The sequence below is a fragment of the Pseudomonas sp. Emmai genome (genome assembly GCF_055179735.1).
Map to the genome: position 1 here is coordinate 4,528,636 of NZ_CM143685.1, position 13,949 is coordinate 4,542,584.

Here is a 13,949-nt window from a genome sequence, read left to right on the forward strand (position 1 = left end):
GCGTGTCAGCAACAATGATGTCGACTGACACACCGCCGTCGCGGGCAAGCCTCGCTCAAGAAAGGGTACGGCCGTCAAATCCCAGGACAACCCTCATGTGCGACCACAACACCAACAACACCGCCGCCGACCGTTCTCCCGACGCTAAAAAACTCCTCGAAGGCCTCCCCACCAATTGGGGCAAATGGGGCCCGGACGATGAAGTCGGCGCCCTGAATTACCTGCAAGAAGCCGAGGTCCTGCGTGGCATTGCCTCGGTGCGCCAGGGCAAGACCTTCACCCTGCAAGTCCAGATCGGTCACCCGAAAGGCGAACCGCTGTGGCCCGGTCGTCGCCCGTCGATGCGGGTCAACGTGCTGGACAAGGGCCACTTCCTGGCCGGCAAGACCCACTTCGACGGCCACGTCGAATACGCCGACGACGTGATCTTCATGCACCTGCAAGGCTCGACCCAGTACGACGCCCTGGGCCACGTCTGGCACGACAACAAGTTGTGGAACGGCTACGACGCCATGAGCACCATCGGCAGCATGGACAAGGCCAGCATCCTGCCGATTGCCGAGCGCGGGATTGTCGGGCGCGCGGTGTTGATCGACATGGCCCGGCATCGCGGCAAAACGGTGCTGGACAAGGGCGAGACCTTCACCCACCTGGACTTGCTGGCGGCGGCGAAAGCCCAGGGCATCGAGATCGAGAAGCGCGACATCCTGATCATCCGCACCGGTTGGATCGGCTCGTTCTACGAGCGCGAACCGGACGAGTTCTACAAGGACTTCGCCGAGCCTGGCCTGACCTTCAGCCGTGAACTGGTGGAATGGTTTCACCAGATGGAAATCCCCAACCTGGTCACCGACACCATGGCCAACGAAGTAGCGGTGGACCCGGCCTCCGGGGTAATGATCCCGTTACACAACGCCTTGATGCGCAACCTCGGCGTGACGTTCACCGAAGTGGCGCTGCTCGATGAACTGGCCAGCGATTGTGCCGCCGACGGCCAGTGGAAATTCCTCTACACCGCCGCGCCGCTGAAGATCGTCGGTGGTACCGGGGCGCCGGTGAACCCGATTGTGATCAAGTAACCGGGTCCTGTTGCAGCGCGTTGATCAGCAGGGTCGCCGCCGGAGACAGGTCGGCGCCGGCCCGGCTGATCACGCCGAAAGGTTCGCTCAAGGCACGCAACAGCACTGGCAGTTTCACCAACAAATGGTGTTGCTCGCAGAACGCGGCGACTTCCGCCGGGATCACTGCCAGCAGCGTTGGGTCTTGCTGCACCAGCAGGATGGTGGCGAAGATCGACGAGGTCTCCAGCGGATAACGCGGGATTTGCAGCCCGGCCTCGTTGAGTTCGCGCTCCAGGGCCTGGCGCATCGGCATGTCCTTGGGGTAGACCAGCCAACGGAAATCGCTCAGTTGCGAGAGCTGTAAAGTCCGGGCACCCGCCAGCGGATGATCCTGGCTGGCAACCACCGCCAAGGGTTCTTCGCTGAGTTCGATACAGTCATAGGCGTCTGAACGCTGGCCGACACTGGTGCGACAAATCGCCAGATCCAGCCGTCCCTGATCCAGCAAGCCGAGCAAGGTCGCGCTGGTGTTCTCCACCAGTTCGATCGACAGCTCTGGCTGCTTGAGGCGCAACGCGGTCAAGGCCCGGGTCAGCAGCGGCATCGCGCCCATGATCACCCCCACCGACAAGCGCCCGCCCTGGCCCTGCAGGATGCTGAGCATTTCTTCGTGCAAATGCTCGACATCGCTATGAATCAGGCGCGCATAACGAATCATGCAACGCCCCATTTCATTGGCCACCAGGCCCTTGGGCTGGCGCTCGAACAGCGGCATGCCGATCAACGACTCGACTTCATGCAACGCCTTGGTCGCGCCGGACTGCGAGATGGAAATATGCTCGGCGGCCTTGTGCAAGGATCCGCGATCATCCAGGGCGATCAGAAGGCGCAGTTGTTTGAGGCGCAAGCGTGAAGCAATGCTGGCGAGGGAAGGCACCGTGTCCATGTGTTCTCCATGTCCAGAAACGTTGTTTTTCGTAGGAGCAAGGCTTGCCTGCGATGGCCATCTCAAGAACGCCATCGCGGGCAAGCCATACTCCTACGGAGTTGTCAGTGAATCGCCACCGGGTTGATGTTGACCTGGGTCGAGCCCTTGTACAGCGGCTGGCCGAGGACAAACATGAACTCCCAGGCCTTGTCTTTGACCAGGGCGCGGCTGTCGATCAGCTCCAGGTTGTAGATGCCGTTCTTGGCCAGCATGTACTGGTTGACCGGGAACTCCTGGCCATCTTTGGCCGGGTAGATTTCCGAAGCCCAAGTGTCACCGCCGAACGCGACAATCTGCTTGTCCACCAGCCATTTGGCGGCGGCCATGCCGATGCCCGGCTCCACCGCGAGGAATTTCTTGTTGTCCTTGCCCAACAGCTCAAGCCAACCGGTGTTGAACAACACCACATCGCCTTTCTGGATGGTGATGCCTTGCAGGTCGAGGGCTTTCTGGATATCGGCGACGCTGAATTCGGTTTTTTCCGGGACGATCGGTGTGCCGTACACGGCGGTCATGTCCAGCACCACACCACGGGTGACGATCGGCGGGACTTTCTCGATGCCGAGTTTTTTCACTCCTTCGACGGTGACGAAATCGGCGGCGCGGTTGCCGTTGTAGTAGACGTAATCGATGCCGATATGGCCGATGCCGTTGAGCTGGGTGCCGACGCCGGTCCAACCCACCACCAGTTCATCGTTGAAGGTGAATTTGTTCGGGCCCATGGTCGTGCCACCCGCCTCGCCCGGCTGGACGTTGGTCAGGTTGAAACTGCGATGGCGGAAGGCCGGGAGGGTCTTGTCGATGGGTACGGCCAGCGGATACGTCTTGCCGGTCTTGATCAGTTTGGCGGCGTTGAGCACCGAGTCGGCGTTTAGCAGATTGAGCGCGCCGATTTCATCGTTGGCGCCGTATTTCGAGGGGTACCATTTTTCCGCATCCGCAGCCTGGGCGGCGCTGAAGGTGAAGAGCAAGATGAACGGCAGTATCAAACGGTTGAGCATGGGGCGTCCTTGTGGGTTTCGAGTGGAACCCAAGGTACGCAGCCCGTCTGTGGGGAAACAGACAGCTATGGGCAATACATTAGTTCTGGATAGTCATGAGTCATGTTGGCGCGGGTACGTCTCGCACTGAACCCCTGTGGCGAGGGAGCTTGCTCCCGCCGGGCTGCGAAGCGGCCCTAACAAGGCTGTCGCGGTCCTCCTGAAAGAACTCAATAACCGATTTGGGGCCGCTTCGCAGCCCGGCGGGAGCAAGCTCCCTCGCCACAAAAGTGTTCAAGGGCAGTGAGGGAGTCGTCTCCCTCGCTACCGTGCCTGGCGCTTACCCGGGCTTGTGGTTGTCCAGTATCCGATTGGCCGCCATCTCACCCATCAGGAGCGACCGATGCAACACCAGCATCGTATGGCGTCGTGGGCCGTCCGTCAGCTCGACGAAATCGTTGACCATCTTGCGGGCCGTTGATAACGATTCGTAGACCTCGACCAGCAACGTCTCGTCATCCACCGCTGCGTCGATGGTGAAGAAAGTACCGGAACTGCGGGGCGGTATCTGCGTTTTCGTCGCCCCGGGGTTGAGGTAATGGCTGAGCGCGCGGTCGGCGGCCTCTTTCATTTTCTTGGGGTCAAGCTCGAAGGAGGCGTCGTAGGGGACTGGACCGGCATTCGGCGGATTAGGTGTGACTTTGAACATAGGGACTTTCTCCAGTAGAGCCGCACCGACTCGCTACTAAACGAGGGGTGGCGGCTGTGCACAGGTTAGTAGACCGGCAAAGTCACCTAAAAACCCCGGCGCGCCCGAGGGCGCCCTGTACACAACCACCATCAATTGCAGGCAAATACCTGACTGGATGACGCTTGTACAACCGAAGATGACTGCCGAGCTACTAAACCCGATCACTGATGAGCAGTGACAGGAACAAAGTTACCGACGAGCCCCAAGCCGCACAAGCCGGCGGATTCTGGCGTACGCGTAGGCAACGGCGCAAGGCGTTGTAGCCGTTTATGACGTAACACCGGATGTCTTTAAACAGTCGTCGTTAAACATGTTTAGCTGGTGCGCCAGACACACCGCGTTATCGTTCATCGCGAGCAAGCTTTGCTCCTACAGGGTTCGGTGTCGGCCACCCATTTTGTGAACACCCAAAACGAATGTAGGAGCGAGGCTTGCCCGCGAAGGCGGTGTGTCAGGCGACATCATCGTTATAGATAGACCGCTTTCGCGGGCAAGCCTCGCTCCTACAGGGTTCGGTGTCGGCCACCCATTTTGTGAACACCCAAAACGAATGTAGGAGCGAGGCTTGCCCGCGAAGGCGGTGTGTCAGGCGACATCATCGTTATAGATAGACCGCTTTCGCGGGCAAGCCTCGCTCCTACGGGGGTTCGGTGTCGGAACGAATCAGCCGTACGCCACTTCCGGGTTGCCAGTCTCCAGCGCATCCACCCGAACGCAACATCGACCAGATCGCCCGGCAGTGCGGGTTTGGTGATGAAGAACGCATGCGCTTCACCTTCCAGCGCAACCTGGGGATCTCACCGCGAGACTATCGCAACCGCTTCTCGCGCTGAGTCCGCTCTCGATCTAGGGTTTGGCGGCGGCGATACGCCAAACCTTGTTCCCCACATCGTCAGCCACCAGCAACGCGCCACCCTGATCCAGCGTCACGCCCACCGGCCGTCCCTGGGCTTCGCCGTCGGCATTGAGGAATCCCGTCAAGAAGTCCACCGGCAACCCCGAAGGCTTTCCATCGCTGAAAGGGATGAACACCACTTTGTAACCGGCCTGGGGATTGCGATTCCAGGAACCATGCTCACCGACGAAAACGCCATTGGCGAAACTGGCGGGCATGCCTCGGGCATCGGAGAACGTCAGGCCCAGCGGTGCTACATGGGTGCCCAACGCGTAGTCTGGCGCGATGGCCTCGGCCACTTTGTCCGGGCGCGGCGGGTCCACGCGAACATCAACATGGGCGCCGTAGTAACTCCACGGCCAGCCGTAGAACGCGCCGTCCTTCACCGAGGTCAGGTAATCCGGCACCAGGTCGCTGCCGATTTCGTCCCGTTCATTGACCACGGTCCAGAGCTGGGTCGAACCGGGTTTCCAGGCCAGGCCATTGGGGTTGCGTAGGCCACTGGCGAACAGGCGCTTGTTGCCGCTTTTGACGTCCACTTCCCAAATCGCCGCGCGCCCTTCTTCCGCCTCCAGGCCGTTCTCGCCGACGTTGCTGTTGGAGCCCACCGTGACGTAGAGCTTGGTGCCGTCGGGGTTGGCGATAACGTTCTTGGTCCAGTGGTGATTGATGCCGGCGGGCAGGTCGGTGACTTTCACCGGCGTGGCGCTGACCTCGGTCTGACCCGGGTTGTACGGCACTTTGACCAAGGCATCGGCATTGGCAATGAACAACTCATTGCCCACCAACGCCATGCCAAACGGCGACGTCAGGTTGCTCATGAACACCGTGCGCACTTCGGCGCGGCCATCGCCGTCGGCGTCACGCAGCAAAGTAATGCGATTGGCACTCGGCGCATCCGCCCCGACCCGGCCCATCACAAACCCCATGACGCTGCGCTTGGCCCAGGCAATCGGCCCAGAGCCGCCGTCGGTGGCGCCTTCCGGCATCGGCGGGTGGTTGCTCTCGGCGACCAGCAGGTCGCCATTGGGCAGCGTATAGACCCAACGCGGGTGATCCAGATTCTCCGCCAGGGCGGTCACCTTGAAACCGGCCGGCGCCGTGGGCATGGCAGTGCCCGGCCAGCCGATGGCCTTCGACACCTTCAAGGTAGGGATCAGCGACGTGGTGGGTTCCGGCAACTGCGGCGCCGGGCCGACGCTGGCCTGGGGCGGCAATTTGGAAGACTCGCCACAGGCGCTGAGCAGTGCGGCGGCGGTGATCAGGAGCGCAAGTCGGTTGGACACATTCATTGTTCTAACCTCGCGTTGGCCATCCATGGGCCCGTTATAAGACAGACAAAATCCCGGCGGAGTATCGCGGCACCGATCCCTGACAAACACCGCGTCTGGCTCAAATCACATTTGCCGTAATTGCACGAATGCGCGGTTTCAAAGCCAGTCAGTATTCGAAGAGCCTCACACCGGGTTCAGCAACGCCTCACGCAACAGCCGCGCGGCGGGCGAATCCGGCACATTTTTGCGCGACACCAGCTCATAGGGTTCGCTGCGCGAGGTAATGGGCAGCGGCAGCGTGGTGGTAAAGCCGTAGCCGGAGCAGAACTTGGCCACGTCGGTGGACACCAGCGCGACCAGGGTCGGGTTTTCCTGCAACAGCGACAGGGTGGCGAAGGCTGAGGTAGTTTCCAGCAAGTGCACCGGGAAACGCAGGTCGGCCTCGTGAAACTCGCGCTCCAGCAGCAAACGCATGGGCATGTTGGCGCGGTAGACAACCCAGCGGTAATCCACCAGGTCCTTGAGCGAGAGTTGCCGGGCATAGGCGAATGGATGTTGGGTGCTGGCGATCACCGCCAGGGTTTCCTCGACGAAGGTCGAGCTCTCGTACAGATAGGGCGTGGTGCTGATGGTGGTACGACAGATCGCCAGGTCCAGGCGCCCGGCGTCGAGTTGGCTGAGCAACGCGGCGCTGGTGTCTTCGACGATTTCGATGGACAGCTTGGGGTGGTCGGCGATCACTCGGCTGATCGCGGTGGTCAGCAGCGGCACGGCGCCCATGATGGTGCCCACCGACACCCGCCCGCCCTCGCCGCTCATGATGCCGATGATCTCTTCGCGCAGGTGCGCGAGGTCAGTCTGGATCAACCGGGCGTAGCGAATCACCGAGCGTCCGGCATCGGTGGGTTCCAACCCGCGGTTAGTGCGGGTGAACAACGAAGTGCCGAAGGTGGTTTCGATTTCTTGCAGGGCTTTGCTGGCTCCGGGTTGGGTCAGCGCGACCTGTTTGGCCGCGCCCAGCAAGGAGCCGTGGTCATCCAGGGCGATCAACAAGCGCAGTTGCTTGATGTGCAGGCGGGACATGATTGAGTTGAGTGAGGGCGTCATCAGGATTAACTAAAAGTTATAGAGGTATCGAAAGTTGTCAGTATCGGGGCTCGCCGCGACGGCCCTATAGTCCACCCCACAACCAGGCAATGCAATGGGTTTGACCCGAGAGCGAGAGCCCTCCTGCCCCGGACCGATTGCAACAATAACAATCCTGTATAACTTGTGGTGAATCATGTCCCTCATCAATTACGTCACCAAGATCCAGTTCGGCTACGACAGCCTGGAACACCTGGCCGCCGAAGCCGAGCGCGCCGGCATCACCCGGCCGCTGATCGTCACTGACCTCGGCGTGCGCAATGCCGGCATCGTCGACAAAGTCATCGCCGCCCTGGGTGGCAGCCTGACGCCGACGATTTTCGACGCCACCCCGCCCAATCCCAACGAACACGCCGTGCGCGAAGCCGTCGCGCAATACCGCCTCGGCGAGTGCAACGGCATCATCGCGGTGGGTGGTGGCTCGTCCATCGATCTGGCCAAGGGCGTGGCGGTCTGCGCCACCCACGATGGTCCGCTGCAAAGCTTTGCGGTGATTGAAGGTGGACTGGATCGCATCACCGCCGCCACCGCGCCGCTGATCGCGATTCCGACCACTGCCGGCACCGGCAGCGAAGTCGGCCGCGGCGCCATTTTGATCCTCGATGATGGCCGCAAAGTCGGCGTCATCTCGCCGTATGTGGTACCGCGCGTGGCGATCTGCGACCCGGAACTGACCCTCGGCCTGCCCGCCATGCTCACCGCCGCCACCGGCATGGACGCCATCGCCCATTGCATCGAAACCTTCATGGCCCCGGCCTTCAACCCTGCTGCCGACGGCATTGCCCTCGATGGCCTGTGGCGCGCCTGGGAACACATCGAACGCGCCACCACCGAGCCCGGTGATCGTGAAGCACGGATGAACATGATGAGCGCGTCGATGCAAGGCGCCCTCGCGTTCCAGAAAGGATTGGGTTGTGTACACAGCCTGTCCCACGCCTTGGGCGGGATCAATCCGAGGCTGCACCACGGCACGTTGAACGCGATCTTTTTGCCGGCCGTCGTCGACTTCAACGCCAACGCCCCGACCGTGCGTGACGAGCGCAAACTCGAACGACTGCGCCACGCCATGGGCCTTGCAGCCGGGGCCGATATCGGCGTCGCCATCGAAGACATGACCCGACGCCTGGGCCTGCCGACCCGCCTGAGCGAGATCGGCGTCGATGAAAGCCTGTTCGCCGGGATCATCGAAGGCGCCCTGCACGATCACAGCCACAAGACCAACCCTCGGGAAGCCTCGCCGGCGGACTACCGGTCGATGCTCGAACAATCGCTGTAAGCAAGCGCTATCCAACAACAATAAATCAGGAGGCAACCGCGTCCTCGGCCCAGCTGACGACAGCGGAACAATCATGAAGCCCACCGTCCTTATCGAACGGCAAGCCGCCATTGCCATCGTCACCCTCAGCCACCCTGGGAAAATGAACGCCCTGACCCTGTCCATGTGGCAGGACCTGGGGGACGTCATGCGCGAACTGTCCGCTGACTCCAGCGTGCGTTGCGTGGTGTTGCGCGGTGCCGGCGAGCAAGCCTTTGCCGCTGGCGCCGATGTCAGCGAGTTCCCGAGCGTGCGTGCCAATCAGGGCCAAGCTCGCCACTATGCCGAAATCACCTCGGCGGCCATGCGCGCCGTCGTCGAATGCCCGCACCCGGTGATCGCCATGATCCACGGCGTGTGCGTCGGCGGTGGCCTGGAAATCGCCGCGTTGTGCGACTTGCGCATCTGCGGCAGCTCCAGCCGTTTCGGCGCACCCGTGGGCAAGCTCGGGTTGGTCATGTCCTATGACGAAATGGCCGGGCTGGTGGCGCTGGCCGGGCGCTCGACGACCCTGGAAATCCTCCTGGAGGGCCGCATTCTCGACGCCAACGACGCCTATGTGAAAAACCTCGTAACCCGGGTCGTCCCGGACGCCGAGGTCGAATCCGAAACCCTCGCCACCGCCAAACGCATCACCCAAGGCGCGCCGCTGGTCGCCCGTTGGCATCGCCAGGCTGCGTTGCAGCTTGAGGCCGGCGTGGCACCCACCGCCGAGCAGATCGACGCGAGTTACTTCTGCTACGACACCGACGATTTCCAGACTGGCCTGAACGCATTCATCGCCAAAGCCAAACCACACTTCGAGGGCAAATGACATGGGACCGCTGACAGGTATGCGCGTTGTAGAACTGGCTCACATCATGTCCGGGCCGGTGTGCGGGATGATGCTGGCCGACATGGGCGCCGACGTGGTGAAGGTTGAGAAAGTCCCGGACGGTGACGACTCGCGGCGCTTCTCGCCGATCATGGCCAGCGGCGAATCCGCCTCGTTCATGGTGGTCAACCGCAACAAGCGCGGGATCGGCCTGAACCTGAAGACCGACGGGGGCCGCGACGTGTTGCGCCGTCTGCTGCTGGACGCCGATGTGGTCACGGAAAACTACCGCGCCGGCACCATGGAAAAATTCGGCCTGGGTTATGACACCCTGAAAACTTTGAATCCGGGCCTGATCTACTGCGCGATTTCCGGCTACGGGCGCAGCGGGCCGTTTGGTGAAAAAGGTGGTTTCGACCTGATCGCCCAAGGCATGAGCGGCATGATGAGCATGACCGGTGAAGCCGGGCGTGAACCGGTCAAGGCCGGCTCGCCAGTGGCCGACATCAACTCCGGCATCCTCGCCGCCCTCGGCATCTGCGCCGCCTACGCCGCCAAGCAGAAAACCGGCCTCGGGCAAATGGTCGACACCTCGCTGTTCGAAGCCGGTCTGCAACAGATGTACTGGCCAGCAGCGGCGTATTTCGCCGACGGCACCATCCTGCCGAAGATGGGTTCGGCCAACTCCACCAGCGCGCCGTACCAGGTGTTCCGCACGGCCGATGGCTGGATCAACATCGGCGCCGCCAACCAGGCCAACTACGAACGCCTGGTCGAAGCCCTGGCCGTGCCGCAACTCAAAGCCGACCCGCGCTTCGCCAGCAACGCCTTGCGCATGGAACATCGCCTGGCCCTGGTGGACATCCTCAACGAAGTACTGGTGGCGCGCACTACCGATGAATGGATGGTGTTGTTCGACAGCCTCGGCCTGCCTGCCGGGCCGGTGCTGGACATCGCCGCCGCCCTCGCCCACCCGCAAACCATCGCGCGCGGCATGGTGGTGGAAACCGAACACCCCACCGAAGGCCGGGTGCGCGGCATGGGCCTGCCGATTCACTTCTCCGACATGGACAACGCCGCGCCACCGACCAGCCGCCATGCGCCGCTGCTGGGTGAGCACACCCGTGAGGTACTGAAGGAAAGCGGTTATGCGGACGCTGAAATCGATGAGCTGATCAAAAGCAAAGCCGTGGTGGCACTGGCCTGACACAACGCCCCTGTGAGCGCGGTTTTTCCGAACAACTACAAAAACAATAAGGTGAACATCATGAGCCGTATCTTGACCGAGGCCGTTAGCCGCCGATCATTCCTGCAATCTGCCGGCATCACCGTGGGTGGCGCCTTCGCCGCCAACCTGCTGCCCTCCGGCGTCTTCGCGGCGACCAAACCCATCGTGTTGCGCTACACCAGCAGCCTGCCCGACACCCATCCACTGAACATTCAAATGAAGGCGGCTTCACTCGCCATCAAAGCCGAAACCAACGGCGCCGTGGACCTGCAGGTGTACGCCAACGGCGCCATGGGCGGCGACACCGACATGCTGTCCCAGGTGCGCGCCGGGGCCATCGATTTCATTCCATTGCCCGGGGCGATTCTCTCGACCCTGGTGCCGGCCATGTCCATCGAAAGCATGCCGTTCGCGTTCAAGGACTACGACAGTGTCTGGGCCGCGCTGGACGGCAAGCTCGGCGAGTACGTGCGGGCCAAGACCGAGAAGGTCGGCCTGATCCCGATGGAGAAAGTCTGGAACAACGGCTTCCGCCAGATCACCAGTTCGACCCGGCCAATCAACACGCCACAAGACCTCGCCGGTTTCAAGTTGCGGGTGCTGGTCAGCCCGTTGTGGACCTCAATGTTCAGCGCCCTGGGCGCCTCCCCTACCGGCATCAGCATCAACGAAACCTACTCGGCGCTGCAAACCAAAGTGGTCGACGGTCAGGAAAACCCGCTGGTGGTCGTCGAAGCCGCGCGCTTCTATGAAGTGCAGAAGTACTGCTCCATGACCGACCACATCTGGGGCGGTTTCTGGATCGTCGCCTCGGGCAAGACCTTCCCGAAACTGCCCGCTGACGTGCAGGAAATCGTTTCCCGGCAGATCAATGCCGCCGCGCTGGTGCAGCGTCAGCAAGTCATCGACCTCAACTCCAGCCTGGAGCCGTCCCTGACCGCCCACGGCATCACGTTTAACAAAGTCGACCGTTCATTGTTCAGGACCGACCTGCAATCCAAAGGCTTCTACACCCAATGGAAAGAAAAGTACGGCACCGAAGCCTGGAGCTTGCTCGAGCAGTACGCGGGTCAATTGTCCTAAGCCGGAGACCGGGTCATGAAAAACGAACTACGAATGACGGACGTTTCTCCTGCTGACGGACTCAGCCCACGGCAAACCACTTTGCGCCTCGGCCGCGCCCTGGACACCGGCCTGCGCTGGCTGACCGAGGGCAGCGCGGCGTTGCTGGTGGTGGTCGAAGTCACCCTGCTGTTCTGCAACGTGTTCTCCCGTTATGTGCTGAATCAGCCGATTGTCTGGGGCGATGAACTGGCCTCGCTGCTGTTCCTGTGGCTGGCGATGCTCGGTTCGGTGGTGGCGATGCGGCGCGGCGAACACATGCGCCTCACCTCGTTTATCGGGCGTTTACCTGCGGAGAAACGCGCCTTTATCGACACTTTGGGCGCGGTGATCGTTATCGCGTTTATCGGGCTGCTGTTCACCCCGGCCTGGGAGTACGTCAGCGACGAGTGGATCATCACCACCGCCGCCCTGGAAATCCCCAACGCCTTTCGCGTGTCCGCCATTGCGGTCGGCCTGAGCCTGATGCTGATGACCTGCCTCGCGCGCCTGCTGACCAGCGCCCGGCTGATCGACTTCACGGTGTCGGTGGCGATGCTGGCCTCCATGGCGGCGTTGCTGTGGGTCGGCGAGGGCCTGCTGTTGCTGATGGGCAACTGGAACCTGATCGTGTTCTTCATGATCGGGGTGATGGCGATGATCATCATCGGCGTGCCGATTATGGTCGCGTTCGGCCTGGCCACCGTGGCGTACCTGTCGACCATGACCGCCACGCCGCTGACCCTGGTAGTCGGGCGCATGGACGAAGGCATGGCGAGCCTGATTCTGCTGGCGATTCCGCTGTTCGTGTTTTTGGGCGCATTGATCGAAGCCATGGGCATGGCCCGGGCGATGATCCGTTTCCTGTGCTCGTTGATCGGCCATGTGCGCGGCGGCTTGTCCTATGTGCTGATTGGCGCCATTTACTTGATCTCGGGGATTTCCGGGTCCAAGGCGGCGGACATGGCCGCCATCGCCCCGGCGCTGTTTCCGGAAATGAAGAAACGCGGCGAGGACGAAAACGAACTGGTAGCGATGCTCAATGCATCCGGGGCGATGTCGGAAACCATTCCGCCGAGCCTGGTGCTGATCACCATCGGTTCGGTGACCGGTGTGTCGATTTCCGCACTGTTCACCGGCGGCTTCATGCCGGCAGTGGTGGGCGCGATTGCCATGGCGGCGGTGATCTGGTGGAAGAACCGCAAGGGCGAAGCCTCCACCGGCAAACGCGCCACGGGCAAGGAAATCGGCCATTCGCTGCTGGTTGCATTACCTGCGTTGGCCCTGCCCTTTGTGATCCGCACGGCGGTGGTCGAAGGCGTCGCCACGGCCACCGAAGTGGCGGCGATTGGCGTGGCCTACACCTTTGTCGTCGGGTTGCTGTGCTACCGCTGCTTCGACTGGCGCCGCCTCTATCCGATCCTGGTCAGCACTGCCTCTTTGTCCGGCGCGATTCTGATCATTATCGGCAGCGCCACCGCCATGGCCTGGGCGCTGACCCAGTCGGGCTTTTCCCATCAACTGGCGCAAGTGATGTCCACGGTGCCTGGGGGTGCGATGGGCTTCCTGATCATCTCCGCAGTGGCCTTCATCCTGCTGGGCAGTTTCCTCGAAGGTATCCCCGCCATCGTGTTGTTCGGGCCGTTGCTGTTTCCCATCGCCAAGACCATGGGCATCAACGACGTGCATTACGCCATGGTCGCGATCTTCGCCATGGGCCTGGGCTTGTTCGCGCCGCCGTTTGGCGTGGGTTTCTACGCGGCATGCGCCATCGCCAAGGTCGATCCGAGTGGCGCCATGCGCCGGGTCTGGCCGTATCTCGGGGCGCTGGTGGTGGCCCTGGGCGTACTGATTGCCGTGCCGTGGATTTCCATCGGTTTCCTGCCCAACACCTGATCACTCCTTTGATAGCCCGAGGTTGCTTATGAATTTCTCAACGCTGGAAGCAGGCACCGCCACTGAACGCCGACTGCTGGTCGATCAGCCCCGCACCATTTCGTTTCTGGGCGAGGACTTGCGCATCTACGCCACACCGCGCCTGGTGGACGACATCGAGCAGACTTGTCTCGACTACCTGCTGACCTTCCTCGATGAAGGCGAGAACACCGTGGGCGCGGCGGTGGATATTCGCCACGTCGGCGCCACGCTGCTGGGCATGTCGGTGAGCATTGTTGCCACGGTCACGCGGATCGAGGGCCGCAGCGTGACCTTCAACGTCGAGGTACGCGACGACGTCGAGCTGGTGGCCACCGCCGCTCACACCCGCGTCGTGGTCAACGTCGCCAAGCTGCGCAGCCGGGTCCAGGCCAAGGCCGCAGCCGCCGCGGCGGGCGAAGTCGAAGACGGCGTGCTCAGCCCTTCCCAATTCGCTGCGTCGCGCTGAGCAAGGGCTGCCG

The 13,949-nt window shown here is 62.0% G+C and carries 12 protein-coding genes and 1 pseudogene; 8 read left to right on the forward strand and 5 right to left on the reverse strand.

Annotation, left to right across the window (positions count from 1 at the left end):
- Positions 1-95 precede the first annotated feature (95 nt).
- Complete coding sequence (locus tag ACY4LX_RS20820; RefSeq protein WP_463257673.1) at positions 96-1,079, forward strand: cyclase family protein; 984 nt, start codon at positions 96-98, stop codon at positions 1,077-1,079.
- On the opposite strand, the gene ACY4LX_RS20825 is transcribed toward ACY4LX_RS20820, so the two are convergent.
- From ACY4LX_RS20825 to ACY4LX_RS20835, 3 genes are all read right to left on the reverse strand, one after another.
- The gene (locus ACY4LX_RS20825; RefSeq protein ID WP_463257674.1) at positions 1,072-2,007 is read right to left on the reverse strand and encodes a LysR family transcriptional regulator; all 936 of its coding nucleotides are present in this window, start codon (positions 2,005-2,007) and stop codon (positions 1,072-1,074) included. The two genes, ACY4LX_RS20820 and ACY4LX_RS20825, sit on opposite strands and share 8 nt — an antisense overlap.
- A gap of 104 nt (positions 2,008-2,111) precedes the next feature.
- Positions 2,112-3,050 (reverse strand): cyclase family protein, encoded by a 939-nt coding sequence (locus tag ACY4LX_RS20830; RefSeq protein WP_463257675.1) that lies wholly within the window; start codon positions 3,048-3,050, stop codon positions 2,112-2,114.
- A 319-nt stretch (positions 3,051-3,369) separates the two neighbouring features.
- Positions 3,370-3,738 carry a DUF6124 family protein gene (locus tag ACY4LX_RS20835; protein WP_123408760.1) on the reverse strand — a complete coding sequence of 123 codons (369 nt, stop codon included), beginning with the start codon at positions 3,736-3,738 and terminating at the stop codon, positions 3,370-3,372.
- A gap of 752 nt (positions 3,739-4,490) precedes the next feature.
- On the opposite strand from ACY4LX_RS20835, the pseudogene ACY4LX_RS20840 reads away from it, so the two are divergent.
- Positions 4,491-4,613: pseudogene (locus ACY4LX_RS20840) on the forward strand (AraC family transcriptional regulator); the annotation flags it as partial.
- 13 nt (positions 4,614-4,626) lie between these two features.
- On the opposite strand, the gene ACY4LX_RS20845 reads toward ACY4LX_RS20840, so the two are convergent.
- Entirely contained in the window at positions 4,627-5,967 is a 1,341-nt protein-coding gene (locus tag ACY4LX_RS20845) for a PQQ-dependent sugar dehydrogenase (RefSeq protein WP_463257676.1), read from the reverse strand.
- Positions 5,968-6,132: 165 nt separating this feature from the next.
- Positions 6,133-7,056, reverse strand: coding sequence for a LysR family transcriptional regulator (locus ACY4LX_RS20850; protein WP_429512802.1), 924 nt, complete (start codon positions 7,054-7,056; stop codon positions 6,133-6,135).
- A 175-nt stretch (positions 7,057-7,231) separates the two neighbouring features.
- Here ACY4LX_RS20850 and ACY4LX_RS20855 point away from each other — a divergent pair, with 175 nt between their 5' ends.
- From ACY4LX_RS20855 to ACY4LX_RS20880, 6 genes are all read left to right on the forward strand, one after another.
- Positions 7,232-8,371, forward strand: a complete 1,140-nt coding sequence (locus ACY4LX_RS20855) for an iron-containing alcohol dehydrogenase (protein ID WP_463257677.1) — start codon at positions 7,232-7,234, stop codon at positions 8,369-8,371.
- Positions 8,372-8,444: 73 nt separating this feature from the next.
- Positions 8,445-9,224, forward strand: coding sequence for an enoyl-CoA hydratase-related protein (locus tag ACY4LX_RS20860; protein ID WP_463257678.1), 780 nt, complete (start codon positions 8,445-8,447; stop codon positions 9,222-9,224).
- A 1-nt stretch (position 9,225) separates the two neighbouring features.
- On the forward strand, positions 9,226-10,431 hold the full coding sequence (locus ACY4LX_RS20865) for a CaiB/BaiF CoA transferase family protein (RefSeq protein ID WP_463257679.1): 1,206 nt from the start codon (positions 9,226-9,228) through the stop codon (positions 10,429-10,431).
- 60 nt (positions 10,432-10,491) lie between these two features.
- Positions 10,492-11,535: a TRAP transporter substrate-binding protein gene (locus ACY4LX_RS20870; protein WP_463257680.1), complete on the forward strand. Its 1,044-nt coding sequence runs from the start codon at positions 10,492-10,494 to the stop codon at positions 11,533-11,535.
- A gap of 15 nt (positions 11,536-11,550) precedes the next feature.
- On the forward strand, positions 11,551-13,449 hold the full coding sequence (locus tag ACY4LX_RS20875) for a TRAP transporter large permease (RefSeq protein WP_463257681.1): 1,899 nt from the start codon (positions 11,551-11,553) through the stop codon (positions 13,447-13,449).
- A 28-nt stretch (positions 13,450-13,477) separates the two neighbouring features.
- Positions 13,478-13,936: a thioesterase family protein gene (locus ACY4LX_RS20880; RefSeq protein WP_463257682.1), complete on the forward strand. Its 459-nt coding sequence runs from the start codon at positions 13,478-13,480 to the stop codon at positions 13,934-13,936.
- The last annotated feature ends 13 nt before the right edge of the window (positions 13,937-13,949 follow it).

What these genes read in the sequence shown, in the direction of transcription:
- ACY4LX_RS20825 (WP_463257674.1), bottom strand. Translation starts at nt 2,007, where the DNA reads ATGGACACGGTGCCTTCCCTCGCCAGCATTGCTTCACGCTTGCGCCTC.
- ACY4LX_RS20870 (WP_463257680.1), top strand. Translation starts at nt 10,492, where the DNA reads ATGAGCCGTATCTTGACCGAGGCCGTTAGCCGCCGATCATTCCTGCAA.
- ACY4LX_RS20850 (WP_429512802.1), bottom strand. Translation starts at nt 7,056, where the DNA reads ATGACGCCCTCACTCAACTCAATCATGTCCCGCCTGCACATCAAGCAA.
- ACY4LX_RS20875 (WP_463257681.1), top strand. Translation starts at nt 11,551, where the DNA reads ATGAAAAACGAACTACGAATGACGGACGTTTCTCCTGCTGACGGACTC.
- ACY4LX_RS20845 (WP_463257676.1), bottom strand. Translation starts at nt 5,967, where the DNA reads ATGAATGTGTCCAACCGACTTGCGCTCCTGATCACCGCCGCCGCACTG.
- ACY4LX_RS20820 (WP_463257673.1), top strand. Translation starts at nt 96, where the DNA reads ATGTGCGACCACAACACCAACAACACCGCCGCCGACCGTTCTCCCGAC.
- ACY4LX_RS20880 (WP_463257682.1), top strand. Translation starts at nt 13,478, where the DNA reads ATGAATTTCTCAACGCTGGAAGCAGGCACCGCCACTGAACGCCGACTG.
- ACY4LX_RS20860 (WP_463257678.1), top strand. Translation starts at nt 8,445, where the DNA reads ATGAAGCCCACCGTCCTTATCGAACGGCAAGCCGCCATTGCCATCGTC.
- ACY4LX_RS20865 (WP_463257679.1), top strand. Translation starts at nt 9,226, where the DNA reads ATGGGACCGCTGACAGGTATGCGCGTTGTAGAACTGGCTCACATCATG.
- ACY4LX_RS20835 (WP_123408760.1), bottom strand. Translation starts at nt 3,738, where the DNA reads ATGTTCAAAGTCACACCTAATCCGCCGAATGCCGGTCCAGTCCCCTAC.
- ACY4LX_RS20830 (WP_463257675.1), bottom strand. Translation starts at nt 3,050, where the DNA reads ATGCTCAACCGTTTGATACTGCCGTTCATCTTGCTCTTCACCTTCAGC.
- ACY4LX_RS20855 (WP_463257677.1), top strand. Translation starts at nt 7,232, where the DNA reads ATGTCCCTCATCAATTACGTCACCAAGATCCAGTTCGGCTACGACAGC.